Origin of the sequence: Kitasatospora sp. NPDC101235, from assembly GCF_044767505.1 — a bacterium.
GTDB lineage: Bacteria > Actinomycetota > Actinomycetes > Streptomycetales > Streptomycetaceae > Kitasatospora.
This window is the reverse complement of record NZ_JBIWNZ010000004.1, coordinates 22366-48236: the sequence shown is the minus strand read 5'-3', so window position 1 is coordinate 48236 and position 25871 is coordinate 22366. Positions and strand designations below refer to the sequence as shown.

Genomic DNA, 25871 nt, shown 5'->3' with positions numbered 1-25871 from the left:
GGGGGGGCGGGCGGGGGGGGGGGGGGGCGCCCCCCCCGGGGGGGGGGGGGGGGGGGGGGGGGGTTGGGGGGGGGGGGGGGGGGGGGCGCCGCGCCCCCCCCCCCCCCCACGGCGGTTGTGAGCCCGTGGGCCGGTCCGGTTCCGAGCGGTCCGGCCCACGGGCAGTCCGGGTGGGGGTCAGCCCTCAAGCTCGGCGCGCGCGTCCACGAAGGCCGCGACGGCGCGCTCGACGTCCTCGGTGGAGTGCGCCGCGGACAGCTGCACCCGGATCCGGGCCTGGCCGTGCGGCACCACCGGGTACGAGAAGCCGATCACGTACACGCCGCGCTCCAGCAGCAGTTCGGCGAGCCGGCCGGCCTTGGCCGCGTCACCGATCATCACCGGGGCGATCGGGTGGTCGCCGGGCAGGATCTCGAACCCGGCCTCGGTCATCTTCGTGCGGAACAGCGCGGTGTTGGCCGCCAGCCGCTCGCGCAGCTCGTTGGACTTCTCGACCAGGTCGAGCACCTTGAGCGAGGCGGCCGCGATCACCGGGGCCAGCGAGTTGGAGAACAGGTACGGGCGGGAGCGCTGGCGCAGCAGGGCGACGATCTCCCGGCGGGCCGCGACGTAGCCGCCGGAGGCGCCGCCGAGGGCCTTGCCGAGGGTGCCGGTGATGATGTCCACGCGGTCCATCACACCGTGCAGCTCGGGGGTGCCGCGGCCGTTCGCGCCGACGAAGCCGACGGCGTGCGAGTCGTCCACCATGACCATGGCGTCGTAGCGGTCGGCCAGGTCGCAGATCTCGCGCAGCGGGGCGACGTAGCCGTCCATCGAGAAGACGCCGTCGGTGACGATCAGGCGGCGGCGGGCGTCCTGGGTGTCCTGGAGCTGCTTCTCCAGGTCGGCCAGGTCGCGGTTGGCGTAGCGGTGGCGGCGGGCCTTGCTGAGCCGGATGCCGTCGATGATGCTGGCGTGGTTCAGCGCGTCGGAAATGACGGCGTCGCGCTCGTCCAGCAGGGTCTCGAAGACACCGCCGTTGGCGTCGAAGCAGGAGGAGTAGAGGATCGTGTCCTCCTGGCCGAGGAAGGCCGAGAGGCGGTCCTCCAGCTCCTTGTGGACGTCCTGGGTGCCGCAGATGAAGCGGACCGAGGCCATTCCGTAGCCCCAGCGGTCCAGGGCGTCCTTGGCGGCGGCGAGCACCTCGGGGTGGTCGGCCAGGCCGAGGTAGTTGTTGGCGCAGAAGTTCAGCACCTCGCCCGGGCGGCCGCCGGCGGTGACGGTGACCGCCGCGCTCTGCGGGGTGCCGATCACCCGCTCGGGCTTGAACAGGCCGGCCTCGCGGATCTCGTCCAGGGTGGTGGCGACGTCGGCGCGCACGTTGTCGAACACTGCGGTCTCCTTGGCAGTTCGGCGGGAGCAGTTCGGCGGGGCTGAGTCGGGCTCAGACGGTCCAGTCGAGGATGATCTTGCCGCAGTTGCCGCTCGCGGCGTCGTCGAAGGCGGCCTCGAAGTCGGTGGCGGGGTAGCGGCCGGTGATCACCGGGCTGAGGTCCAGGCCGCCCTCCAGCAGCACGGACATCGCGTACCAGGTCTCGAACATCTCGCGGCCGTAGATGCCCTTGATGGTGATCATCGAGGTGACGATCGAGGCCCAGTCCACCGGGAACTGCTCGGCGGGCAGGCCGAGCATGGCGATCTTCCCGCCGTGGGTCATGTTGGCGATCATCGACTGCATCGCCTCGGGGCGGCCGGACATCTCCAGGCCGACGTCGAAGCCCTCGCGCAGGCCGAGCTTCTGCTGGCCCTCCTCGATGGTGTGCTGGGAGACGTCGAGCGCCAGCGTCACGCCGACCTTGCGGGCCAGGTCGAGGCGGTACGGGGAGACGTCGGTGATCACCACGTGGCGGGCGCCGGCGTGCTTGGCGACGGCGGCGGCCATGATGCCGATCGGGCCGGCGCCGGTGACCAGCACGTCCTCGCCGATCAGCGGGAAGGACAGCGCGGTGTGCACGGCGTTGCCGAACGGGTCGAAGATCGCGGCCACGTCCAGGTCGACCGGCACCCGGTGCACCCAGACGTTGGAGGCGGGCAGCGCCACGTACTCGGCGAAGGCGCCGTCGCGGTTGACGCCCAGGCCGATGGTGTTGCGGCACAGGTGGCGGCGGCCGGCCAGGCAGTTGCGGCACTTGCCGCAGACCAGGTGGCCCTCACCGCTGACCAGGTCGCCGACCGCGATGTCCGCGACGCCGGCGCCGATCTCGGCGACCTCGCCGACGAACTCGTGGCCGAGCACCAGCGGGGTCCTGATCGTCTGCTGGGCCCAGCCGTCCCACTTGCGGATGTGCAGGTCGGTGCCGCAGATGCCGGTCCGCAGCACCTTGATCAGCACCTCGCCGGGGCCGATCTCGGGCATGGGGACGTCCATCAGCCAGAGCCCGGGCTCGGCCTGCTGCTTGACGAGTGCCTTCACGGCGGCTCCTGACGTGCGGGTGGGGCGGCCTGCGGGTTCGGGGGCAGGCCGAGGGGGCCCGGTTCGGCCGCTCGTGACGGACGCGCTCCGGGCAGGCAGAAATCTGCCTGGTCGGAGCGGGTGCGGTCCATCGAGGAATTCTTAAGGGCGGCCACAGCTGGGCTGAACGATCGTGCCCGAGCCGCGGCCGACGACGGGTGCGGCGTGCCGGTGCTCACCCGTCCGGCCGAGCGCGGGGCGGCCGCCGCGACACCGGCCGCCGGCCTCCCGGGGCGCCCGACCACGGCCTGCCGGCCCGGCGGGGCACCCGGCTGACGGTGCTCCCGTTCGGTCCAGACGGGCGCCGACCCGCGCGCGGCCGCACGGCGGCGGTGCTTACGGTGGCGACGCTCCCCCGCAGCCCCGTGGAGCAGCACTCCGGCCTGGCCGAGCAGCGCTCCGGGGCCCTTCGCCAAGGGGCCGACCGCCCCGGAGAGGCGCCTTGATGACCGACACCCGACGCCCGTGCCCGACCGCACCCCGCTCCGTGCGGATACCCCACTCGCCGCGGGCGGCCGTTGCCCGCTCCGCACGGGTGGCCTCCGCCGCCCTCGCGCTGACCGGCCTGCTCGCCGTCTCCGCCTGCTCCGGGGACTCGAACCCCGCGCAGCAGGCCGGTCCGGCGGTCACCGCCGAGCCGGCCGCGCTCAGCCCGTCCCCCACGCCGTCCCCCACGCCGAACAGCAGCCCCTCCGGCGGGGTGGTGCGGCTCACCCCGGACGTCATGAGCCGCCTGGACGTCGCGATCAGGCAGGTGATGAGCCAGGCCTCCATCCCCGGGGTGATCGTCGGCTACACCACCCCCGACGGCAGCTACCAGCGCACCTTCGGCGTCGCCGACAAGGACGCCGGGACGCCGATGTCCCCCGACCTGTACATGCGCATCGGCAGCGTGACCAAGACCTTCACCGCCACCGCCGTCCTGCGGCTCGTCGACCAGGGCAAACTCGGCCTGGACGACCCGGTCTCCAAGTACGTCCCGAACGTGCCCGGCGGCGACGGCATCACCCTGCGCCAGCTCGGCGGGATGCGCAGCGGCCTGTTCGACTACACCCGGGACCCGGACTTCCAGCAGGCGTTCTTCAGCGACCCGAACCGGCCCTTCACCCCGGACCAACTGCTCGCGTACGCGTTCAAGCACCCGGCGAACTTCGCCCCGGACGCCAAGTACGAGTACTCCAACACCAACCTGATCCTGCTCGGCCTGGTGGTCGAGAAGGCCGGCGGACAGCCCCTCCAGGACTTCCTGAACCAGCAGGTGTTCACCCCGGCCGGGCTCACCAGGACGTCCCTGCCGACCGACGCGGCCTTCCCGGACCCGCACGCCCACGGCTACACCAACCAGACGCAGAGCGGCGCGGTCGAGGACTCCACCACCTGGAACCCGTCCTGGGGCTGGGCGGCCGGCGCCGCCGTCTCCAATCTCGCCGACCTCCAGACCTGGTCGAAGGTGCTGGCCACCGGCGAGCCACTGCTCAAGCCGGCCACCCAGGCGGAGCGGCTGAAGTTCAAGGCCGTCGGAACGACCCCCGACCTCGGCTACGGCTTCGGGGTGTTCACCACCCACGGGTGGATCGGCCACAACGGCTCGCTGCCCGGGTACGAGAGCGTGGTGCTCTACCTGCCGCAGGCTCAGGCCAGCCTGGCCATCCTGCTCAACACCGATGTCCAGCAGAACGGTTCGGAGCCCTCGACGTCCCTGGCGCGGGCGATCACCCAGATCGTCTCGCCGAACAACGTCTACACACTGCCCACCCCGCCCGGCTCGGCCTCGCCCACGGCCTCGCCCACGGCCTCCCCCTCGCCCACGGCCTCCCCCTCGCCCACGGCCTCGCCGACGGTCTCGCCCACGGCGTCGCCGTCGCCGGCGGTCTCGCCCACAGCCTCCCCCTCGCCGGCGGTCTCGCCCACGGCGACCACTCCGGCCGTGCCCACCGGCACCGCCACGCTGCACATCTCCTGAACCCGAACCACGTCGAAGGCCCGGCCCGGTCGTCCGGGTCGGGCCTCCGGCGCATCGTCAGATCCCCAGCACCTTGCCGAGGTCGTACGAGACCGGCTCCTCCAGCTGCGCGTAGGTGCAGCTCCCCGGCGTGCGGTCCGGCCGCCAGCGGCGGAACTGCGCGGTGTGCCGGAACCGGGTGCCCTCCATGTGGTCGTACGCGACCTCGACCACCCGCTCCGGGCGCAGCGCGATCCAGGAGAGGTCCTTGCCGCCGGTCCAGCGGCTGACCGCGCCGGGCAGCCGGCCCTCCGCGTGCGCGGCCTCGTCCGCCCAGCCGCCCCAGGGGTGTCGGGAGGGGTCCTCCATCCGCAACGGGGCCAGCTCCTCGGCGAGTTCGCGGCGACGGGCCATCGAGAAGGCGGCGCAGACGCCGACGTGCTGGAGCCTGCCGTCGTCGTCGAAGATGCCGAGCAGCAGCGAGCCGACCACCGGGCCGCTCTTGTGCTCGCGGTAGCCGGCCACCACGCAGTCGGCGGTGCGCTCGTGCTTGATCTTGTACATGGTCCGCTCCCCCGGCCGGTACGGCTGGTCCAGCGGCTTGGCCACCACCCCGTCCAGCCCGGCGCCCTCGTACTCGGCGAACCAGGTCCGGGCGAGGTCGAGGTCGGTGGCGGCCGGGGCGGTGAACACCGGGTCCGCGGCGTCGGCGAGCGCGGATTCCAGGGCCGGGCGGCGCACCGACAGCGGCTCGTCCAGCAGGCTCTCGTCCCCGAGCGCGAGCAGGTCGAAGGCGACGAAGGAGGCCGGGGTCCGCTCGGCGAGCAGCTTCACCCGGCTCGCGGCGGGGTGGATCCGCTCCAGCAGCTCCTCGAAGCGCAGCCGGCCGCCCCGGGCGATCACCACCTCGCCGTCCAGCACGCAGCGCGCCGGCAGCTCCCGCTTGAACGCCTCGACCAGCTCGGGGAAGTACCTGGTCAGCGGCTTGCCGGTGCGGCTGCCGAGCTCCACCTCGTCGCCGTCGCGGAACACGACCGAGCGGAAGCCGTCCCACTTGGCCTCGTACTGCATCCCCGGCGGGATCTCGGCCACCGACTTGGCGAGCATCGGCGCCACCGGCGGCATCACGGGCAGGTCCATGCGACCGATCCTCGCCCGGTTCCTCTCGGGGCGCGCGCCGGGCGTTCGGCGCTTAGCGTGAGGGGCGTGGGCTCAGCCGTGGAACTGGATGTCGCCGGACGCACCGTCCGGCTGTCGAACCCGGACAAGGTGTACTACCCCGAGCGCGGCTTCACCAAGCTGGACGTCGCGCAGTACTACCTGGCCGTCGCCGACGGAGTGCTGCGCGGGCTGCGCGACCGCCCGACCACCCTGCAGCGCTTCCCGGACGGGGTGGACGGCGAGTTCTTCTACCAGAAGCGCGCGCCCAAGGGTCTGCCGGACTGGCTGCCCACCGCCCGGATCGAGTTCCCGAGCGGCCGCTCCGCCGACGAGATCTGCCCCACCGAGCCGGCCGCCGTGCTGTGGGCGGCCAACCTGGGCTGCCTCACCTTCCACCCCTGGCCGGTGCGGCGCTCCGACACCGACCACGTGGACGAGCTGCGCATCGACCTCGACCCGCAGCCCGGCACCGACTTCCACGACGCCGTCCGCGCCGCCCACGAGCTGCGCGCCCTGCTGGAGGAGTACGGGCTGCGCGGCTGGCCCAAGTCCTCCGGCGGGCGCGGACTGCACGTCTACGTGCCGCTGGCGCCCGAGTGGACGTTCACCGACGGACGGCACGCGGTGATCGCGCTCGGCCGGGTGCTGGAACAGCGGATGCCCGGGAAGGTCACCACCGCCTGGTGGAAGGAGGAGCGCGGTGAGCGGATCTTCGTCGACTACAACCAGATGGCCCGCGACCGCACCATCGCCTCCGCCTACTCCCTGCGCGCCCGCCCCAGCGCCACCGCCTCCGCCCCGCTGCGCTGGGAGGAACTGGACGACGCCGCCCCCGAGGACTTCGACCTGCGCACCGTCCCCGCCCGCTTCGCCGAACTGGGCGACCTGAACGCCGAGATGGACGGCCAGGCGTTCCGTCTGGAGGCCCTGCTGGAGCTGTACGAGAAGCAGCTGCGCGACGAGGGCCTCGGCGAACTCCCGTACCCGCCGGACCACCCGAAGGCGGCCGGCGAGCCCACCCGGGTACAGCCGAGCCGGGCGAAGAAGAAGTGAAGAAGAAGTAGGGCCCCGGGGCTTCAGCTCCGCGCGCCCGCCGGAGCCAGCTCGGCGACGATGCGGACGGCCTCGGCGATCTGCCCGTCGGTCAGGTCGCCCCGGGCGGTCAGCCGCAGCCGGGAGATGCCGTCCGGGACGGACGGCGGGCGGAAGCAGCCGACGGCGAGGCCGGCGCGGCGGCAGTCGGCGGCCCAGGCGACGGCGGCCTCGGGGCCGGGGGCGCGGACGGAGACCACGGCGGCCTCGGGCTCGCAGGCCCGCAGCCCGGCGGCGGTGAGCTGCCGGGCCAGGGTGCGGGCGACCTCGCGGGCGCGCTCGGCGCGGGCGGGCTCGGCGCGCAGCAGCCGCAGGGCGGCGAGGGCGGCTCCGGCGGCGGCCGGGGCGAGGCCGGTGTCGAAGATGAAGGTGCGGGCGGTCTCGGTGAGGTGGCGGATCACCCGGCGCGGGCCGAGGACGGCGCCGCCCTGGGAGCCGAGCGACTTGGAGAGGGTGGCGGTGGCCACGGTGTCCGGCTGCCCTGCGAGCCCGGCCGCCGCGAGCGCCCCGGTGCCGCCGGGGCCGAGGACGCCCAGCCCGTGCGCGTCGTCCACCAGCAGGGCCGCGCCGTGCGCGCGGACGGCGGCGGACAGCGCGGGCAGCGGGGCCGCGTCGCCGTCCACCGAGAACACCGAGTCGGTGACCACCAGCGCCCGCCGCTGCGCGCGCCCGGCGAGCGCCTCGGCGACCGCCGCCGGGTCGCTGTGCGGGGCCCGGTGGACGTCGGCGCGGGAGAGCCGGCAGCCGTCGATCAGCGAGGCGTGGTTGTAGGCGTCGGAGACGATCAGGGTGTCCGGGTCGGTGAGCGCGGTCAGCGCCGCGATGTTGGCCGTGTACCCGGAGGAGAACACCAGCGCGGCCTCCACCCCGCAGAATTCGGCCAGCTCCTCCTCCAGTTCGGTGTGCAGCGCGGTCGTCCCGGTCACCAGCCGCGACCCCGTCGAGCCTCCGCCCCAGCGCAGCGCCGCGTCCGCCGCCGCCCGGGTGACCACCGGGTGCCTGGTCAGCCCCAGGTAGTCGTTGCCCGCGAGGTCCAGCACCGGGTCGTCCGCCGCCCGGCTGCGCAGCGTCCGCGTCAGTCCGGCCTCCGCCCGCATCGCGGCCGTCTCGTCGAGCCAGTCGAAGACGTGCGCAGGAGCGGCGGCGGGGGCGGGGGCGGAGGGGCGCGGCTCGGCCGCGAGCGGATGGTTCATGTCCGGCACTCTGGCACGCCACCGCGTGTCGGGCAATGTGCGGCTCGGCACAGTAAGGACCAGCCGCTTTTGTTGTGATTCACCAGGTGTTAACTGGGCGTCAATATTCAATTCACCGAAACCGCGTCCGCGGAAATAGTACGCTCCATGCTGCATTCTTTACCTGGGGGGTAACCATGACCGACCTCGAATTCGAGCGTCGCATGAATCCGTGGCTTTTCGACGACAAGGGCAACCTGACCGAAGCCGCGAAGAAGCAGTTCCCGGACCTCGCCGGGGCCAACGCCGCCCCGGTCTCGCTGGGCCCGGCGGGCGGCGGCAAGACCATCGCCGTGAACGCCGGCGCGCTCCAGCAGGCCGCGCAGAACGCCTTCGCCCTGCGGGACGCCGTCAAGACCGAGTGCGACCAGCCCGGCGCGCACGTCAACGCCGCCGCCGGGTCCCTCAAGGGCTGGAACCTCGGCGGCGCGCTCACCGCCACCTGGGGCAGCTGGACCAGCCAGTCCAGCGGGCTGCAGAGCACCGTCGGCGACATTGGCACCAACCTGCAGACCACGGCCGGGAGTTACAGCAAGACCGACTCCGACATCAAGGCCAACTTCAACCAGGCACAGGGCGCCACCAGCTAGTCGGCAGCACAGGCGCAGCACAAACGGGGGGAAGCAACACCACCATGGTGACGTACAGCCAGCTCAAGCAGGTCGACCTCGGCAGCCTCGCCTCGGCGGCGGGCGACTTCGAGAACCTCGTCCGCAAGTGGGACCTCACCCAGCGGATGCAGACCGAGGTCCTCGGCACCATCCAGCAGTCCGGCTGGCACGGCGACGCCGCCGGCCTCGCCAACGCCAAGCTCACCTGGGCCCGCGACCAGATCCACGCGGCCTTCGAGGAGGCCTCGGCCCTGGCGAAGACGCTCCGCGACGCCCACACCGAGATCACAGCGGCGAAGACGGACCTCACCACCGCCGTCCAGCACGCCGTCGCCGACGGCCTCACCGTCGACGACGAGGGCGCGGTGCACTGGCCGCCGCCCACCACCCAGGCGGACAAGAAGGACGCCGAGTACGCCAGGGTCTGGAAGGCCAAGGCGGAGACGGCGGCCAAGGCGATAGGCGCCGCGATAGACCGCGCCACCGAGGCCGACCTCGACGCCTCCAGGGCCCTGAGCGACGACACCGGCAGCGACGCCACCGCGTTCAACGCCAACCCGGTCGGCGGCATCCCGGAGGAGGAGGCCAAGGCGGCCACCTACATCCTCAGCCTCGGCGACCAGGCCACCGACGCCCAGGTCAAGCACCTCCAGGACATCCTGGAGCACCACAAGAACGACCCGCGGTTCGCCACCTCCTTCTACGGCAACCAGGACCCTGGCACCTTCATGGCCAAGTACGGCGCCATGGCCCAGAGCGGCGACTACGCCAACAGCCCGGCCCGCAGCGCCGCGATCAAGGCCATCCAGAAGGACCTGGGCCTCACCCTGGCCACCGCGACCGACACCAAGCAGCCGCTGCACGTCTCGGACGACTGGGAGACCCGGTTCCGCGCGGCCGGCGCCAAGCAGATCCCCGTCCCGCCCGGCGCCGACCCGGCGCACAGCCCGTACGGGTACCAGATCATGGCGAACCTGCTGCGCAACGGGAAGTACGACGCGCACTTCCTCAACCCGATCGCGGAGCACGTCACCCAGCTCACCCAGGAGAACCCGATGCGCTGGGACGCGGCCACCAAGGCCACGTACCCGTACACCGAGCTCAAGTTCATCGGCGTGCCCGACAAGGACGGCAACATCCGGGGCATCAACCCGATGTCCGCCATCCTGGAAGGGCTCGGCCACAACCCCGAGGCCGCCACCAAGTTCTTCCACGACGCGCCGACCACCTACAACCCGGACGGCACGGTCAAGAGCACCGGCGCCAAGAACACCTACCTCGACATGCTCACCGACACCGGCCCCCGATCCCTCCTGCTCGACCAGCAGTACCCGCCCCGGCCCAACCCCGGCACCGCCGACCCCTTCGACGTGAGCGCCCTGGGCCACGCCCTGGAGGCGGCCACCACGGGCAGGGCGTACGACGACGTGGACGGCAGGTTCCCCCCGCACACCGCCGCGATGAACGACGTCATGAAGGTGGTGGTGGACAGGTTCGGCAGCAAGGACGGCCCGGACCTGCTCAAGGGCGGCCTGTTCGCGAACCTCAACGGCAGCCTCGGGAACATGACCGCCAACTACATCGGCAACGTCCAGAACGCGCTGGAGGGAGCGGGCGCCGGCTCGGACCTCTTTGGCCAACCCCAGGTCGCGCGCCTACTCAGTGTGCTCGGGCAGGATCCGGATGCCTATGCCTCGATCGCGGCCGCGCAGCAGGCGTACACCACGGCCCAGCTCCAGGACGTGCTGGCCCACCCCGAGTTGCACAAGGACCTGGGCATGGCGGTCGAGAACGTCGCCAACCCGGCCGGGAAGGTCAACGGTCTGATCACCAGCGCCATGATCGAAGCCATCTACGACAAGCACACCGCCAGCGACGCCGAGTTCAACGCCGCCGTCGACACCAAGCGGGAGATCGCCGGCCAGGTCTGGTCGTTCGCCGGCGACGCGATCAAGGGGGGAGCACCCCTGATCGGCGAGGGCATCGACACCGCGGTCAACCAGATCATGGACAACGTCGCCAACGGCTACAAGGTGGACACCCACAACGACGCCAGCGACGAGGCCACCACCGCGAGGGCGGATGCCGAGCGCAAGTCGCACCAGGCGATCCTCAACGCCATCCACGATGCCGGCCGCAACACCGGCGCCGACCCGAACTACATCAACGACGTGGCCCGCCGAGCCGCCCAGGAGGAGGACACCGGCTACAACAGCGGCAGGAGCTTGTACCACGATGCAATCCACAAGAACTGATCCCACGTCCCACCACCTGCCACGAGAGCGCTGAGAAATGGTTGACGTCGCCCACATCATCCCGCCGTCCCCGGACGACCCGCCCCGGCGCCGGTCCCGGGTCCGACCCTGGCACGCCGCCGTCGCCCTCGCGGTGGCGGCGGCGGTGGGCGGCGGGCTGTGGGTGTGGAAACCCTGGCAGTCGGTGGAACTGCCGCAGAGCGCGTGCTGGGGGGTCCTGAGTGCGGACGACCTGAAGCCGCTGACGGGCCCGGACGGGAAGGCCACCGAGTCCAGGCCGTCCCGCGAGATGTACACCCCCGCCAAGCCCGGCTCGAGCCGTGACACCCATTGCCGTGTCATGTGGCCGGACGCGACCATCCTGCTCGACGCGGAGGTACGACCGGCACGCGACCGGATCGACGCCGACCGGAGGAACGACGCCAACGGCGGATCGGTCACCCCGCTCGACTTCGGCCCCGGCACGACCGGGTGGATCACGGCCAGCGACACCCCTCACGGGGAAGCGTCGGTCCGGCTCTACGTACCGTGCGACTACGACGCCCCGCGGGACGACAGCGACCAGCCCCCGCCGAAGTACTTCGGCGTGCTGGTCTCCGGGGACGTCGTCGACGGCGCTTCCCTCGGCAAGGCCCACCAGGCATACGCGGACATCGCCCTCAAGATCGGCAGGGCCGCCGCGACCGCGTACGAGTGCCGGAACACCGTGACGCTGACCGGTACCGCCCCCCGTGTCCCGTCCTAGCCCGACCGGCAACAGGACCTACCCGAACCATGGTTGACGTCGCACACATCATCCCGCGCTCACCGGACGACCCGCCGCCACCACCGTCGCGGTGGCGGCGGTGGCTGGCCGGGGGCCTCGCGGTGGCCGTGGTCGCAGGTGGCGGGCTGTGGGTGTGGAAGCCGTGGCGGTCGTTGGAGATCGCGCGGAGCGCGTGCTGGTCGGCGCTGTCGAAGGACGACCTGAAACCGCTGGCCGGGCCGTACGGGGAGGCGTTCGAACCCGTACCGCATGCCCCCGGATCCAGATGCCCACCGCGCCGGACGAGTCCTGGGTCCGCAGCAACGACTGTTACGTCAGCTGGCAGGGAGACGACGGCTCCGGCCGGTTCCTCCTGGAGGTCCAGGTCGCCCCCGCCTGGGACGGGGTCGACGCCGATCGCGCCCAGGACACCGCGCAGCACTACTCCGTCGCCGACCTGGACTTCGGCCCCGGCGCGGTCGGGCTGGCCAGCACCTACCCGAGCCACCACGTCCGCCTCTACGTCCGCTGCGACTTCCAGGTCCCCGCCTCGGACAAGCCCGACCGCAAGGCCCCGCAGTACCTCCGCGTCGACGTAGGCGGCGACCCGGTCGGCGGCGCCTCGCCGGCCAAGTCCCGCCAGGCGTACGCCGATGTCGCGCTGAAGATCGCCCGGGTGGCCGTCGCCGAGTACCAGTGCACCAACCAGGTGCAGCTGCCCGCCGCCGCCCCCGCCGTCCCGGAACTCGCGAAGGAGAAGGCCGATGGCTGACCAGCCGCGCCGCCGCCGTGTCCTGCCGATCGCGATCGGCGCGGTGGTGCTCGTCGCCGGGGCCGGCGGCGGGCTCTGGTACCTCAAGCCCTGGCAGTCGGCCGAGGCGCCGCAGAGCGCGTGCTGGAACGCGTTCACCCACGACGACCTCGCCGCGCTGACCGGCCCGGACGGCAAGACCGCCGCTTTCCAGGGCAAGGCGACGTTCGCCGACATCGACGTCCGCGCCGGCGACCCTGCCTGCACCGTCACCCGCAAGCGCGGCGGCACCTCCGAGGTGCTCGCCGACATCAGTACCAGTCGGCGCGACGAGAAGTTCCGGCAGGCGAAGACCAAGGCGGAGGCGGCCGGCTGGCAGCCGGTCGTCCCCGCGTCGCTGGACTTCGGCCCCGGGGCCCAGGGCTGGCTGTTCCACGAGGGGACGGTGCAGCTGCTGCTCCACTGCGAGTACGTGGAGGCGGACGGGCGGCCCACCAGCTTCCCGTACCGCCTGATCACGATCACCGGCAGCCGCGGATCCCCCGACATCCCCGTCACCGAGGTCCACCGGATCCGGATGGACGCCGCTCTGCGCGTCGCGAAGGAGTCCGTCCGCGCCCAGGGCTGCACGAACGCTCCGCAGCTGGCCGCGCAGGCGCCCGCCGCACCGTTCTAGTGCCCTCCTGACCCACCCGCCGCGGCCCCGGGCTTTGCCCGGGGTGGCGGCGAGCAGGCAAGATAGCCGCGTGACCCTCCTTGATCTGATGCCGAAGCCCGCCACCCCCGACGCGCTGTACGAGACGTTCGCAGCCTGGGCGGAGGAGCGGGGGATCACGCTGTACCCGGCGCAGGAGGAGGCGCTGATCGAGCTCGTGTCCGGGAACAACGTGATCCTGGCGACGCCGACCGGGTCGGGCAAGAGCCTGGTGGCGGCGGGAGCCCACTTCGCGGCGCTGGCGGAGGGGCAGCGGACCTTCTACACCGCCCCGATCAAGGCGCTGGTCTCGGAGAAGTTCTTCGACCTGGTGAAGATGTTCGGCACCGAGCAGGTCGGCATGATGACCGGTGACGCGAGCGTGAACCCGACCGCGCCGATCATCTGCTGCACCGCCGAGGTGCTCGCCCAGATCGCGCTGCGCGACGGCACCCGGGCGGACATCGGCCAGGTCGTGATGGACGAGTTCCACTTCTACGCCGAGCCGGACCGCGGCTGGGCCTGGCAGATCCCGCTGCTGGAGCTGCCGCAGGCGCAGTTCCTGCTGATGTCGGCGACCCTCGGTGACGTCCGCCGTTTCGAGGAGGACCTGACCCGCCGCACCGGCCGTCCGACCACGGTGGTCCGCAACGCGACCCGCCCGGTGCCGCTGTTCTACGAGTACCGCCGCACCACCATGCACGACACCCTGGAGGAGCTGCTGCAGACCGGCCAGGCGCCGGTCTACGTCGTGCACTTCACGCAGAAGGAGGCGGTGGAGCGGGCCCAGTCGCTGATGAGCATCAACATGTGCTCGAAGGCGGAGAAGGAGGCCATCGCCGATCTGATCGGCAACTTCCGCTTCACCACGAAGTTCGGCCGCAACCTTTCCCGGTTCGTCCGGCACGGCATCGGCGTGCACCACGCGGGCATGCTGCCGAAGTACCGCCGGCTGGTCGAACGCCTCGCCCAGGCGGGCCTGTTGAAGGTGATCTGCGGGACGGACACGCTCGGTGTCGGCGTCAACGTGCCGATCCGCACGGTGCTGTTCACCGCCCTGTCGAAGTACGACGGGCAGCGGGTGCGGATCCTGCGCGCCCGGGAGTTCCACCAGATCGCCGGGCGCGCGGGCCGGGCCGGCTTCGACACGGTCGGCCAGGTCGTCGCCCAGGCGCCCGAGCACGTGATCGAGAACGACAAGGCGATCGCCAAGGCCGGGGACGACCCGAAGAAGAAGCGCAAGGTGGTGCGCAAGAAGGCGCCGGAGGGCTTCGTCGGCTGGACCGAGGAGACCTTCGACAAGCTGATCGGCGCCGACCCGGAGCCGCTGGTCTCCCGGTTCAAGGTGAGCCACGCGATGCTGCTGTCGGTGATCGGCCGCCCGGGCAACGCCTTCGAGGCGATGCGCAAGCTCCTCACCGACAACCACGAGGACAGGGCCGCCCAGCGCCGCCACATCCGCACCGCGATCGCCATCTACCGCTCACTGCTGGAGGGCGGCGTGGTGGAGCGGCTGCCGGAGCCGGACTCCGAGGGCCGGATCGTGCGCCTCACCCTGGACCTCCAGGAGAACTTCGCGCTCAACCAGCCGCTGTCCACCTTCGCGCTGGCCGCCTTCGAGCTGCTCGACCCGACCTCGCCGTCCTACGCGATGGACGTCATCTCGGTGGTCGAGGCGACCCTCGACGACCCGCGCCAGATCCTCGCCGCCCAGCAGAACAAGGCGCGCGGCGAGGCCATCGGCGAGATGAAGCGGGACGGCATCGAGTACGAGGAGCGGATGGAGCGGCTCCAGGAGATCACCTACCCGAAGCCGCTGGAGGAGCTGCTCACCCACGCCTACGAGGTGTACCGCCGGGCGCACCCGTGGATCGGTGACCACCAGCTGCAGCCGAAGTCGGTGGTCCGCGACCTGTACGAGCGGGCCATGACCTTCTCGGACTACGTCGGCTTCTACGAGCTGGCCCGTACCGAGGGCATCGTGCTGCGCTACCTGGCCGGCGCGTTCAAGGCGCTGGAGCAGACCGTCCCCGAGGACGTGAAGACCGACGACCTCAAGGACGTCATCGCCTGGCTCGGCGAGCTGGTCCGCCAGGTCGACTCCAGCCTGCTGGACGAGTGGGAGCAGCTGGCCAACCCGACCGAGCCGCAGGCCGCCGAGGTGCGCCTGGACGACAAGCCGGCGCCGGTCACGGCCAACGCCCGAGCCTTCCGCGTCCTGGTGCGCAACGAGATGTTCCGCCGGGTCGAGCTGTGCGCGCTGGAGCACTACGAGGAGCTCGGCGAGCTGGACGGCGAGTACGGCTGGGACGCGGACCGCTGGGCGGACGCCATGGACGGGTACTGGGAGGAGTACGACGACCTCGGCACCGGCCCGGACGCGCGCGGCCCGAAGATGCTGATCATCGAGGAGGAGGACTCCGCCTGGCGGGTCCGGCAGATCTTCGACGACCCGGAGGGCGACCACGACTGGGGCATCAGCGCCGAGGTCGACCTGTACGGCTCGGACGAGGAGGGCCGGGCGGTGCTGCGGGTGACCTCGGTGGACCGGCTCGGCGGCTGAGCCGGAGCCCACGGTCCGTCGGATCCCCCCGGGAGCAAGGCCTCCGGGGGGATCCGCCGCGTCCCGGGGAGGCGTCACCAAGCCACGGCGCCGCCACGGGGTCGCCACGGGGTCGTCAGATCCAGACGAACGGCGAGCCCGCCGCGTAGGAGAGCGCCCGGGTGGCCTCGTCCAGGGTCTGTTCGGTGCTGGGCCCCGTGCCGGTGGACGTCGGGGCCGGCGCGGCCGGCGTCCCGGTGCCGCTCGCGGTGGAGCCCGCCGGGCGGCCGTCGCCAGGCCGCGAACTGGCGACCGTCACGTAGTGCCCGACCGCCTCGATCCGCGGCTCGCCGCCCGGCTTGACGCCGCCGGGGGGCTGCGTGGGGGCGGTGGAGGCGTCGGCGAGGATGAAGGCGACCGCGCCGGGCTTGGCCCGCAGGGCCTCGGCGGCCCTGGCGGCGGAGGGCTGGTCGGGGAAGCGCAGCAAGGTGACGCTGCTGAGCACCGGGCGGTCCTGGCCCGTGAAGCTGACGGTCAGGTAGCCCTGGCAGCCGGTGTCCTTCAGCGGGTCCTGGGTACGGTCCTGAAGCACCTCGACGCAGTTCTCGCCCTGCCGGACGCCATTGCGCCGCGCCTTGAAGGTGCCGACCTCGACCGGCCGCTGGGCGGGGAAGATGTTGTCGACGTTGAGGGCCTCGGGGTCGGTGAGCGGCGGCGGGGAGCCCACCACGCGCGGCGTTGCGGACGCGTCCTTGGTGGACGGGCCGAGCCCGGGTATGTAGTCGCCGGGCGTCGGGCGGGTGATGATCCATCCGCCGGCCGCGACCACTCCGACCACGACGATCCAGCCGGCCGCGCGACGGCCCGTCAGTCGACGGCCCCGCCTGCGCTCCTTCCCCCCGTCGGCGTCGGCGCCCCCGCCGACCCGCTGCTCTGCCCGGCCTTCCCGGCCTTCTCCCGGAGTCGGGATGCGCTCCCCCTGCGTGGTCATGGCGCAGATTCTAAGCACCCCCCGGGTGGCGTGGATCACGGGGTCGGGGGTTGTGGATCACCGTGTGCCGGGCCCGGTCGCTACCCGCCGGTAACCGGCGGCCCGGCCCCGCGTCAAGCGCGTGACCAGCGGCGGAGCCGTGACCTTCGACACTGTGGCAATCGGCACATCCTCACACCGATCTTCTGGCGGGTTTGCTCTGGCGCCGCTCGATCACGACCAGGCAGGATCGCCCCATGGATCTGCTCGATACCCTCACCGCCAAGGGCCTGCGCGGCGAAGTCCCGACCCGCGAGGAGGCCCTGGCCGTCCTCGCCACCACCGACGACGAGCTGCTCGACGTGGTCGCCGCGGCCGGCAAGGTGCGCCGCCGCTGGTTCGGCCGCCGGGTCAAGCTCAACTACCTGGTGAACCTGAAGAGCGGGCTCTGCCCGGAGGACTGCTCGTACTGCTCGCAGCGGCTCGGGTCCAAGGCCGAGATCCTCAAGTACACCTGGCTCAAGCCGGACCAGGCCGCCGAGGCCGCCCGTGCCGGGGTGGCCGGCGGCGCCAAGCGGGTCTGCCTGGTCGCCAGCGGCCGCGGCCCGACGGACCGCGACATCGACCGGGTCACCGACACCATGGCCGCCATCAAGGACGCGGACCCGGAGGTCGAGATCTGCGTCTGCCTCGGCCTGCTCTCCGACAACCAGGCGGAGCGGCTCAAGGCGGCCGGCGCCGACGCCTACAACCACAACCTCAACACCTCCGAGGGCACCTACGGCGACATCGCCACCACCCACACCTACGCGGACCGGGTGGACACCGTGCAGAAGGCGCACGGCGCGGGCCTGTCCGCCTGCTCCGGCCTGATCGCCGGCATGGGCGAGAGCGACGAGGACCTGGTCGACGTCGTCTTCGCGCTGCGCGAGCTGGGCTCGGACTCCGTCCCGGTCAACTTCCTGATCCCGTTCGAGGGCACCCCGCTCGCCCAGGAGTGGAACCTCACCCCGCAGCGCTGCCTGCGCATCCTGGCGATGGTCCGCTTCGTCAACCCGGACACCGAGGTGCGGATCGCGGGCGGGCGCGAGGTGCACCTGCGCTCGATGCAGCCGCTCGGCCTGCACATCGCCAACTCCATCTTCCTCGGCGACTACCTGACCAGCGAGGGCCAGGCCGGGCAGACCGACCTCGACATGATCAAGGACGCCGGCTTCGAGGTCGAGGGCGCCGGCGAGGCCACCCTGCCGCGCCACCGCGCGGACGTCGCCGAGGCGGCCCAGGCCGCCGGCGGCTGCGGCACCGCGGCCTCGGCCTGCGGCAGCGGCGGCTGCGGGCCGTGCGGCGGGCACGCGCACGGCGCCCCCGCGCCGGAGGCCGTCGCCGACGCCCCGCCGGCCGGAGAGCCCGGGAACGACGAGCTCCGCAGCGACCTCGTGAAGGTCCGCCGCCGCGGCGCCGGCACCGAACTCGCGCCCAACGCCTGATACTCACGGGAGAACCGCCCACCATGCTCCAGCCGTCCGCCGACAGCCTGCTCGCCCTCGACCGCGCCCACGTGTGGCACCCGTACGGGCCGATGCCCGGGACCACCACCCCGTACCTGGTCGAGTCCGCCTCGGGGGTTCGGCTGCGGCTGGCCGAGCCGGTCGCGGGCGGGCGGCGCGAGCTGGTCGACGGGATGTCGTCCTGGTGGGCGGCGATCCACGGCTACCGGCACCCGGTGCTGGACGATGCGGTGCGCGAGCAGCTGGGACGGATGAGCCACGTGATGTTCGGCGGGCTCACCCACGAGCCCGCCGTCAGGCTCGCGGCCACGCTGGTGGAGATCACCCCGGAGCCGCTGCGGCACGTCTTCCTCGCCGACTCGGGCTCGGTGGCCGTCGAGGTCGCGATGAAGATGTGCCTCCAGTACTGGCAGTCCACCGGGCGGCCGGCCAAGCGCCGGCTGCTCACCTGGCGCGGCGGCTACCACGGGGACACCTTCCACCCGATGTCGGTGTGCGACCCGGACGGCGGGATGCACCACCTGTGGGGCGGGGTGCTGCCCGGCCAGCTGTTCGCCCCGGAGCCGCCCGCCGGGTTCGACGCCCCGATCGATCCCGAATACGCCGCGCGCTTCGAGGAGTTGATGGCCCGTCACGCCGACGAGCTGGCCGCCGTCATCGTCGAACCGGTGGTCCAGGGCGCGGGCGGGATGCGCTTCCACTCCCCCGAGTACCTGCGGATGCTGCGCGAACTGTGCGACCGGTACGGGGTGTTGCTGGTCTTCGACGAGATAGCCACCGGATTCGGGCGCAGCGGCGCGCTGTTCGCCGCCGGCCACGCGGGCGTCTCGCCGGACGTGATGTGCCTGGGCAAGGCGCTGACCGGCGGCTACCTGACGCTGGCCGCCGCGCTGTGCACGAGCGAGGTCGCGGACGGGATCAGCCGCGGCGAGGTGCCGGTGCTCGCGCACGGGCCGACGTTCATGGGCAACCCGCTGGCCTGCGCGGTCGCCAACGCCTCGCTGGAACTGCTGCTCGGGCAGGACTGGTCGGTGGAGGTGAACCGGATCGAAGCCGGGCTGGCCGAGGGCCTCGCGGCGGCCGCGGACGTCCCCGGCGTGCGCGACGTCCGGGTCCAGGGTGCCATCGGCGTCGTGCAGCTGGACCACCCGGTGGACGTCCCGGCGGCGACCGAGGCGGCCGCCCGCGCGGGCGTCTGGCTGCGGCCGTTCCGGGACTTGATCTACACCATGCCCCCCTATGTGACGCAGGACGAGGACGTGGCGCGGATCGCCGCCGCCGTGACCGCCGCGGCGGTGGCCGGATGAGCGCGCGCATCCTGTTCGTGACCGGCACCAACACCGACGTCGGCAAGACGGTCGCCACCGCGGCGGTCGCCTCGGCGGCGCTGCGAGCCGGGCTGAAGGTCGCCGTGCTCAAGCCCGGGCAGACAGGGGTCTCCCCGGACGAGCCCGGCGACGCGGCCGAAGTGCGCCGACTCGCAGGCGAACTGACGTTCCGTGAGCTGGTGCGCTACCCCGAGCCGCTGGCGCCCGACACGGCCGCCCGGCGGGCCGGTCTGCCGTACCTCTCCCCCGCCGAGGTGGCCGAGGCCGTCGCCGAACTGGCTTCCACACACGACCTCGTCCTGGTGGAGGGCGCGGGCGGGCTGCTGGTCCGCTACGACGACGAGGGCCGTACGCTCGCCGACCAGGCCCGGGCCGTCCTGGACACCGGGCTCCCCGCCGAGGTGCTGCTGATCGCCTCCGCCGGGCTCGGCACGCTCAACATCGTCTCCCTCACGTCGGAGGCCCTGGCGGCCCGCGAACTCCCCCTCGCGGGCGTCCTGGTCGGCTCCTGGCCCAGCGATCCCGGCCTCGCCGAACGGTGCAACCTCGCGGACCTGCCCCGCTCCGCCGGCGCCCCGCTGCTCGGCGCGCTGCCGGAACGGGCGGGCGGCGGCGAGGACTTCGCCGCCCTCGCGTACGCCTCGCTGGCCCCCGAGCTGGGCGGCACCTGGGACGTGGAGCACTTCGCGAGCCTCCACCGGCCCGAATCGGCCCCACTTCGCTCGAAGGGGTGATCCCGGCTCCCCGCCCTGTCGGAAGCCGGGGCGGCTCAATACCGTTCCTTCCATGACAGACGGGCTGACCATGGACGAGGCCCTGCGGGCCTTGGCCGCCCTGGAGGCGGCATGGAAGGACGACGACGAGGCGCTGTCCGCCCTGGCGGCGGGCAGCCTCGGTGAACGGCCGCTGCCGGCGCTGGTCGCCGCGTACGGCGAGCACGCCATGGACACCCTGATGGCGCTCGCCTTCGGGTTGCGCGCCACCATGAGCGACGAGGAGATCGCCGAGATCTCCGACGCCGTCAGCTCCAACATCGGCGCCCGGATGAGCGCCCTGCTCAACCAGACCCTCAAGGCCTGGGGCACCCTCGCGGCCCCGGACGACCTCTCGGTCACCAAGATCATCGCCCACACCGTGATCGACGCGATGCGGGCCGTCACCGAGGAGCCCAGCAAGACCGAGGTGCTGCCCCTCCTCGCCACCTTCCGCAGCTACGCCCTCAACGACAGCTGAGGAATCGAGAAACAGCGTGGGCTTCGAGTCGCCTCGAAGCCCACGCTGCTGTGTCCGTACCCTCATCCACCCTGCCACGAGCAAGTTCCGGACGAAGCAGCCGCCCGGCGCCCCGCCGATTCGGCGGGGCGGCGGCACCACCGCTCAGCGTCCCTCCGCGACGAGGAAGCGGCCGGAGCGCCAGTGCAGGCGGGCCGGGCCGCCGGTGGGCCAGTCGTGGTTCAGGTGGCGGCGGCCGCGGCCGAGTGCGCCGAGGTCGTGGGGGCGCAGGGTCCCGCTCCTCAGACCGGTGGCCTCGGCGGAGGTCAGCGGCATGATCGTCACGTACTGGGCGTCGTCCCCGCCCATCCAGTCGACGACCTCGGTGAAGATCCACACGAACTGCTGCGAACAGTCCCGGCAGCGCCGGAGGTTGACGGAGAAGCGCGAGCCGTCCACCACCTCCGCCTCGTGCTCGAAGCCCTCCCGCTGCCGCCCCCACACCGCCCGCTCGTCCTCGCCGTAGCACTTCGCGCAGCCGAACTCCGCCATCGGCCTTCCCATCGGGCGACTCCCTGTTCCGCGACGTCCCGGTCGCGGCCCATGATGCCCGCAGGGCCCCGGCGGCCGACCGGACAGTCCACCCGACCGGGGAACAATTCACGGACCGTTCCCACACCGTTCGCGCCCCAAGGCGGAGACCCGCCCGGCCGGTTGACGGCCGTGCCCCCGGATCAGGCGGTCCCCGGCAGGACGGCCGGGGAAGCGGCCTCCCGCACCAGGGCCTGCGGCAGGCTGAGGCTGAAGTGGCGGCCGACGTGCAGCGTGGCCGGCGGCTGCGCCGGCCGCTCGGGTGACCGGTCACCGCCGGCGGCGCGCGCCCGGGCGAAGAGCGTCGGTGCGTTGGACCAGGCGGCGGCGCTGTTCCTGACACGCCCGTGGGTGGAAGGCGGCGGCGCGACCACCCGGGTCGCGCCGCCGCCCGCCGGTTGCTACTGCTCGGTCAGTGCCCGCGCCCGGACGGCCCGGCGCAGCGTGTCCAGCTGGTCCACCAGTCCGCGCCGGGTCGCCGCGGTGAGGTCCGGGTCGGCCAGACAGGCCTCGGCGGCCCGCACCGTCTGTTCGGTGGCGGCGAAGGCGGGGAAGCCCGCCGTGGCGAGCACCCGGGCCAGTGCGGGGCCGCGGCGGCCGGCGGCTGACCCCAGCTCCTTGAAGTAGCGCACGGTCAGCTCGTCCAGGAGCTCGGCCTGCTCGGGCTGCCACAGCCCCCTGGCGGTGGCGGTGGCCAGGTAGTTGGAGAGCTCGCCGTGGAACAGCGTCTGCCAGGCGGCCTCCTTGGCCCCTTGGTCGGGCAGTGCGGCCCGGCAGCGGGCGGCACCCTGCTCGCTGGTGTCGCTGGGGTCGGCGGCGAGCTCGGCGGCGATCTCCGGCTCACCCGCCGCGCCGAGCACGCACAGCCGCAGCAGCAGCTGCCAGCGCAGGTCCGGGTCGAGCAGCGGTCCGCCGGGCACCGTGCCGGCCGCCAGCCAGTCACGCAGCTCGGCGGCCTGCGGCTCGCCGACGGCGGTGCCGATCACGCCGCGCACGGCCACCAGGCGCAGGCCGGTGCGGTCCGGCTCGCCGTCGGTGCGGCGCAGCAGGGTGCGGCAGGCCTGTGCCAGTCCGGCCAGTGCCGCCGGCCGCCCGGCCGGCGGCACGGCGCAGTCCACCACGAACTCGCGGGCGAAGGAGAGCACCGCGTCCACCAGGTGCACCGAGGTCTCGCCGGGCAGGTGGGCGGCGACCAGCTCCAGGTACTCGCCGGGCGCCAGCTCCCCGTCGCGTACCTGGTCCCGGGCGGCGCTCCAGAGCACCGCCCGGGCCAGCTCCTCGGGCACGGCGCCGAGCGAGGAACGCACGGTCTCCCAGGAACCGGGGTCGAGACGGATCTTGACGAAGCTGAGGTCGGTGTCGTTGAGCAGGGTCAGTTCGGCCGCGGCCGACTGCGCGACGGTGCCGTCGGCCGCCAGGTCGAGGGGCACGCGGTCGGCCAGCTCCAGGGCGCCCTCGGCGGTGCGTCGGTAGTGGCCCACGGTCAGCCGGTGCGGGCGCCGCCCGCCGTCGGCCGAGGTGTGCTCGATCCGGCCGTCGGTCCACCGCAGGGTGTCCACGCCGGTGGTGCGCAGCCAGCGGTCGGCCCAGCCGTGGACGTCGCGGCCGCTGGCCGCCGCCAGCGCGCGGAGCAGGTCGTCGAGGGTGGCGTTGCCGAAGGCGTGCTCGTCGAAGTAGTCGTTGACTCCGGCCAGGAAAGCCTCCTCACCGAGCCAGGCGACCAGCTGGCGCAGTGCGGCGGCGCCCTTGGCGTAGGAGATGCCGTCGAAGTTCTGCAGCGCCTGGGCGGTGTCGTCCACCGTGCCGGGGGCCACCGGGTGGGTGGAGGGGCGCTGGTCGGCGTCGTAGCCCCAGGTCTTGCGGTCGGCGGCGAAGCCGGTCCAGGCGCTGGTGAAGCGGGTGGAGGTGGCGGTGACGCTGTAGGCCATGTACTCGGCGAAGGACTCGTTCAGCCACAGGTCGTCCCACCACTTCATGGTGACGAGGTCGCCGAACCACATGTGTGCCATCTCGTGCACCACCACCAGGGCGCGTTCCTCGCGTTTGGTGTCGGCCACGGCGGAGCGGAAGACGTACTCGTCGCGCAGCGTGACGCAGCCCGGGTTCTCCATCGCACCGGCGTTGAACTCCGGCACGAAGCACTGGTCGTAGCTGTCGAAGGGGTAGCGGTGCCGGAAGACCCGGTGGTAGTGGTCGAAGCCCTGCCGGGTGATCTCCAGCAGCTCGGGGGCGTCGGCGTCCAGGTGGGCGGCGAGCGAGCGGCGGCAGTGCAGGCCGAGCGGGATCCCGTCGTGCTCGGCGCGCACCGAGTGCAGCGGGCCGGCCACCACCGAGACCAGGTAGCTGCTGATCGCCGGGGTGGGCGCGAACTCCCAGCGGCCGGGCGAGACCTGGCGGCCCACGCTGTTGCCGACCACGGTCCACTGCGGCGGCGCGGTGACGGACACCGTGTACCGCGCCTTGAGGTCGGGCTGGTCGAAGGATGCGAACACCCGCGGGCCGTCGTCGAGGAAGGACTGGGTGTAGACGTAGTCCTCGCCGTCGGCGGGGTCGGCGAAGCGGTGCATGCCCTCGCCGGTGTGCGAGTAGGCCATGTCGGCCTCGACGGTGAGCTCGTTGTCGGCCGCGAGGTCGGTCAGCGGGAAGCGCCCGGCCCGCAGCGCGTCGACGTCCAGTTCGCGGCCGTTCAGCACCGCTCGGTGGAGTCCGGCCGGTTTGACATCCACGTAGGTCCCGGCGCCCGGGGTGGTGCAGCCGAAGCGGATCACCGTGGTGGAGCCGAACACCTCCCGGCCGCGGGTCAGGTCGAGGTCGAGGTGAACGGTGCGGACGTCGAGCAGACGGTGGCGCTCGACGGCCTCTGCGCGGGTGAGTACTGAGGTGTCGGACATGCGGGTCATGCTGCTCCATCCGACGGGCCGGCGGCACCCGTTTTCCGGCCTCGGACGCGCCGGGGGAAACGCCGGGGGCCTCCCGACCGCCCTACTCCTCACCGTCGGCGAGCAATCGCATCAATCAGGTAACAGCCGGAGCAAAGTAGGATGAAACAACTCCCGTGCTACGCGCGAAGAGTTCCATAGATGTTCCATTTGCCCGATTAATCTCCCGCTTCACACGCACGGAGCCACCCTCATGGACAACCTGTCCACCGCCGACACCAACGGCGCGATAGAGACCCGCGGTATCGAACCCGTCCCCGACCACGAGCGCCGGGGCAGGGTCCGCGAGCTCTTCCCGACCTGGGTCGCGGCGAACATCAGCGTCCTCCTTCTCACCATGGGTGCGGCCCTGGTGGTGTTCAACCGCCTGAACTTCTGGCAGGTCCTGATCGTCGCCGCGTGCGCCGCGCTCGTCTCGTTCGGCATGGTCGGCGTGCTGTCGGTCTCCGGGAAGTGGGGCGGGGCGCCGGGCGCGACCCTCTCGCGGGCCACCTTCGGGGTGCGCGGGAACCTCTTCCCCGGCGCGATCCTCTGGATCGCCCGGTTCGGCTGGGAGACGATCAACGCCGTCACCGGTGCCTACGCCGTGCTGACCGTCCTTGACCTGCTCTTCGGCGTCAAGAGCAACACCGCGCTGATCGTGATCACGCTCTTCGCCTTCGTCGCCTGCACCTTCCTGGTCTCCGGCATGGGCCGCAAGGCGCTGAACGTCTGCAACACCTGGTCGACGTACCTCTTCGGCGTCTTCAGCGTCCTGGTGCTGGGCTACCTGGTCGCGACCATGCACTGGAGCGAGGTCTTCTCCAAGCCCGCGGGCACCACGGCGATGATGATCGCCGGCATCGGGACCATCGCCGCCGGTGGCATCAGCTGGGTCCCCACCGGCCCGGACTTCGCCCGCTACCTGCCGCACGCCGCCTCCGGCAGGAAGATCGTCGGCGTGACGGTTTCCGGCGCCGGCCTGGTGATGGTGCCGATGGTGCTGATGGGCGCCGTGATGGCGGTGGCCTCGCCCGGCCTGGCGCAGGCCGCGGACCCGGTCTCCTTCCTCGGTGACCTGCTGCCGACCTGGCTGGCCGTGCCCTACCTGCTGACCGCGATCGTGGGCATGCTGCTGATCAACAGCCTCTCCATGTACTCGGCCGGCTTCACCGCGCAGACCATGGGCGTCAGGCTGCCGCGCGCCATGGCCGTCAGCATCAACGCCGTGATCTCGCTGGTCGGCGGCCTGCTGCTGATGCTGGTCGCCAAGAGCTTCCTGGGTTCCTTCATCACCTTCCTGATCCTGCTCGCCGTCTCCTTCTCGGCCTGGATCGGTGTCTACGCGGTGGACATGTTCCGGCGCCGGTCGCGTGCGGTGCGCTACGACGCCGCCGCGCTGATGGACACCAGCAGGAACAGCCGGTACTGGTACAAGGGCGGCTTCTGCTGGCAGGCGATGGTGTCCTGGGTGCTCGCGCTGCTGATCGGGCTCGCCTTCACCAAGTGCGACTGGTTCGCCGGCCCGCTCTCCGACACTCCCGTCGGCAGGTACGGGCTCGCCTGGGCGGCGACCATCGTGATCTCCGGCGTGATCATGGCCGTGCTCCCCGCCCCCCGGGAGAACACCTCGGCCACCGCCGAGCAGCCCGTCGGCCGCCAGGCGGAGCGGACCGAACGGGTCACCGTCTGACCGCACGCCCCGACACCCCCGGACAGCCCCGGGGGGGGGGGGGCGGGGGGGCCCCCCCCCGGGGGGGGGGGGGGGGCGCGCCGGGGGGGGGGGGGGGGCGCCGGGCGCCCCCCCCCCGGGGGGCCGGCCAGCGCG

At 72.6% G+C, this 25871-nt stretch carries 21 protein-coding genes; 13 read left to right on the top strand and 8 right to left on the bottom strand.

What is annotated here, in order from left to right; genetic code table 11:
- Positions 1 to 177: 177 nt before the first annotated feature.
- Complete coding sequence (locus ACIRRH_RS08990) at positions 178 to 1371, bottom strand: glycine C-acetyltransferase (protein ID WP_403063835.1); 1194 nt, start codon at positions 1369 to 1371, stop codon at positions 178 to 180.
- A gap of 52 nt (positions 1372 to 1423) precedes the next feature.
- A complete protein-coding gene (gene tdh / locus ACIRRH_RS08985) occupies positions 1424 to 2452 on the bottom strand; it encodes an L-threonine 3-dehydrogenase (protein WP_224283715.1) in 1029 nt (342 codons plus the stop codon).
- A 484-nt stretch (positions 2453 to 2936) separates the two neighbouring features.
- On the opposite strand from tdh, the gene ACIRRH_RS08980 reads away from it, so the two are divergent.
- Positions 2937 to 4454 (top strand): serine hydrolase domain-containing protein, encoded by a 1518-nt coding sequence (locus tag ACIRRH_RS08980; RefSeq protein ID WP_403063832.1) that lies wholly within the window; start codon positions 2937 to 2939, stop codon positions 4452 to 4454.
- A gap of 57 nt (positions 4455 to 4511) precedes the next feature.
- Here ACIRRH_RS08980 and ACIRRH_RS08975 read toward each other — a convergent pair whose 3' ends face one another.
- Complete coding sequence (locus ACIRRH_RS08975) at positions 4512 to 5573, bottom strand: ATP-dependent DNA ligase (RefSeq protein WP_403063829.1); 1062 nt, start codon at positions 5571 to 5573, stop codon at positions 4512 to 4514.
- A 66-nt stretch (positions 5574 to 5639) separates the two neighbouring features.
- Between ACIRRH_RS08975 and ligD the strand changes: the two genes are divergently transcribed.
- Positions 5640 to 6647 (top strand): non-homologous end-joining DNA ligase, encoded by a 1008-nt coding sequence (gene ligD, locus ACIRRH_RS08970; RefSeq protein ID WP_403063826.1) that lies wholly within the window; start codon positions 5640 to 5642, stop codon positions 6645 to 6647.
- Between the two features lie 23 nt (positions 6648 to 6670).
- Here ligD and ACIRRH_RS08965 read toward each other — a convergent pair whose 3' ends face one another.
- Positions 6671 to 7879, bottom strand: a complete 1209-nt coding sequence (locus tag ACIRRH_RS08965) for an 8-amino-7-oxononanoate synthase (protein WP_403063823.1) — start codon at positions 7877 to 7879, stop codon at positions 6671 to 6673.
- Between the two features lie 176 nt (positions 7880 to 8055).
- On the opposite strand from ACIRRH_RS08965, the gene ACIRRH_RS08960 reads away from it, so the two are divergent.
- The 6 genes from ACIRRH_RS08960 to ACIRRH_RS08935 all read left to right on the top strand — a co-directional run bounded on the left by ACIRRH_RS08960 (position 8056) and on the right by ACIRRH_RS08935 (position 15537).
- Positions 8056 to 8508 (top strand): hypothetical protein, encoded by a 453-nt coding sequence (locus ACIRRH_RS08960; RefSeq protein WP_403063820.1) that lies wholly within the window; start codon positions 8056 to 8058, stop codon positions 8506 to 8508.
- 44 nt (positions 8509 to 8552) lie between these two features.
- Entirely contained in the window at positions 8553 to 10784 is a 2232-nt protein-coding gene (locus ACIRRH_RS08955) for a hypothetical protein (RefSeq protein WP_403063817.1), read from the top strand.
- A 37-nt stretch (positions 10785 to 10821) separates the two neighbouring features.
- A complete protein-coding gene (locus ACIRRH_RS08950) occupies positions 10822 to 11529 on the top strand; it encodes a hypothetical protein (RefSeq protein WP_403063814.1) in 708 nt (235 codons plus the stop codon).
- A gap of 286 nt (positions 11530 to 11815) precedes the next feature.
- On the top strand, positions 11816 to 12301 hold the full coding sequence (locus ACIRRH_RS08945) for a hypothetical protein (RefSeq protein WP_403063812.1): 486 nt from the start codon (positions 11816 to 11818) through the stop codon (positions 12299 to 12301).
- Entirely contained in the window at positions 12294 to 12956 is a 663-nt protein-coding gene (locus tag ACIRRH_RS08940) for a hypothetical protein (protein ID WP_403063809.1), read from the top strand. Before ACIRRH_RS08945 ends, ACIRRH_RS08940 begins: the two co-directional genes overlap by 8 nt.
- An 88-nt stretch (positions 12957 to 13044) precedes the next feature.
- Positions 13045 to 15537, top strand: coding sequence for a DEAD/DEAH box helicase (locus tag ACIRRH_RS08935; protein ID WP_403064716.1), 2493 nt, complete (start codon positions 13045 to 13047; stop codon positions 15535 to 15537).
- Between the two features lie 115 nt (positions 15538 to 15652).
- Here ACIRRH_RS08935 and ACIRRH_RS08930 read toward each other — a convergent pair whose 3' ends face one another.
- On the bottom strand, positions 15653 to 16507 hold the full coding sequence (locus tag ACIRRH_RS08930; protein WP_403063806.1) for a hypothetical protein: 855 nt from the start codon (positions 16505 to 16507) through the stop codon (positions 15653 to 15655).
- Positions 16508 to 16743: 236 nt separating this feature from the next.
- Between ACIRRH_RS08930 and bioB the strand changes: the two genes are divergently transcribed.
- Genes bioB through ACIRRH_RS08910 form a run of 4 tightly spaced genes read left to right on the top strand, consistent with a single transcriptional unit; the run spans position 16744 to position 20555 of the window.
- The gene (gene bioB / locus ACIRRH_RS08925) at positions 16744 to 17973 is read left to right on the top strand and encodes a biotin synthase BioB (protein ID WP_403063803.1); all 1230 of its coding nucleotides are present in this window, start codon (positions 16744 to 16746) and stop codon (positions 17971 to 17973) included.
- Positions 17974 to 17996: 23 nt separating this feature from the next.
- On the top strand, positions 17997 to 19301 hold the full coding sequence (locus ACIRRH_RS08920) for an adenosylmethionine--8-amino-7-oxononanoate transaminase (protein WP_403063800.1): 1305 nt from the start codon (positions 17997 to 17999) through the stop codon (positions 19299 to 19301).
- Positions 19298 to 20056, top strand: coding sequence for a dethiobiotin synthase (gene bioD, locus ACIRRH_RS08915; protein ID WP_403063798.1), 759 nt, complete (start codon positions 19298 to 19300; stop codon positions 20054 to 20056). Before ACIRRH_RS08920 ends, bioD begins: the two co-directional genes overlap by 4 nt.
- A 52-nt stretch (positions 20057 to 20108) precedes the next feature.
- On the top strand, positions 20109 to 20555 hold the full coding sequence (locus ACIRRH_RS08910) for a hypothetical protein (RefSeq protein ID WP_403063795.1): 447 nt from the start codon (positions 20109 to 20111) through the stop codon (positions 20553 to 20555).
- Positions 20556 to 20699: 144 nt separating this feature from the next.
- On the opposite strand, the gene ACIRRH_RS08905 is transcribed toward ACIRRH_RS08910, so the two are convergent.
- The 3 genes from ACIRRH_RS08905 to pepN form a co-directional block, all read right to left on the bottom strand.
- Positions 20700 to 21098 (bottom strand): hypothetical protein, encoded by a 399-nt coding sequence (locus ACIRRH_RS08905; RefSeq protein WP_403063792.1) that lies wholly within the window; start codon positions 21096 to 21098, stop codon positions 20700 to 20702.
- A 170-nt stretch (positions 21099 to 21268) separates the two neighbouring features.
- Positions 21269 to 21499 carry a hypothetical protein gene (locus ACIRRH_RS08900; protein ID WP_403063789.1) on the bottom strand — a complete coding sequence of 77 codons (231 nt, stop codon included), beginning with the start codon at positions 21497 to 21499 and terminating at the stop codon, positions 21269 to 21271.
- Between the two features lie 27 nt (positions 21500 to 21526).
- Positions 21527 to 24016, bottom strand: coding sequence for an aminopeptidase N (gene pepN / locus ACIRRH_RS08895; protein WP_403063786.1), 2490 nt, complete (start codon positions 24014 to 24016; stop codon positions 21527 to 21529).
- Positions 24017 to 24257: 241 nt separating this feature from the next.
- Here pepN and ACIRRH_RS08890 point away from each other — a divergent pair, with 241 nt between their 5' ends.
- Complete coding sequence (locus ACIRRH_RS08890; RefSeq protein ID WP_403063783.1) at positions 24258 to 25736, top strand: purine-cytosine permease family protein; 1479 nt, start codon at positions 24258 to 24260, stop codon at positions 25734 to 25736.
- The last annotated feature ends 135 nt before the right edge of the window (positions 25737 to 25871 follow it).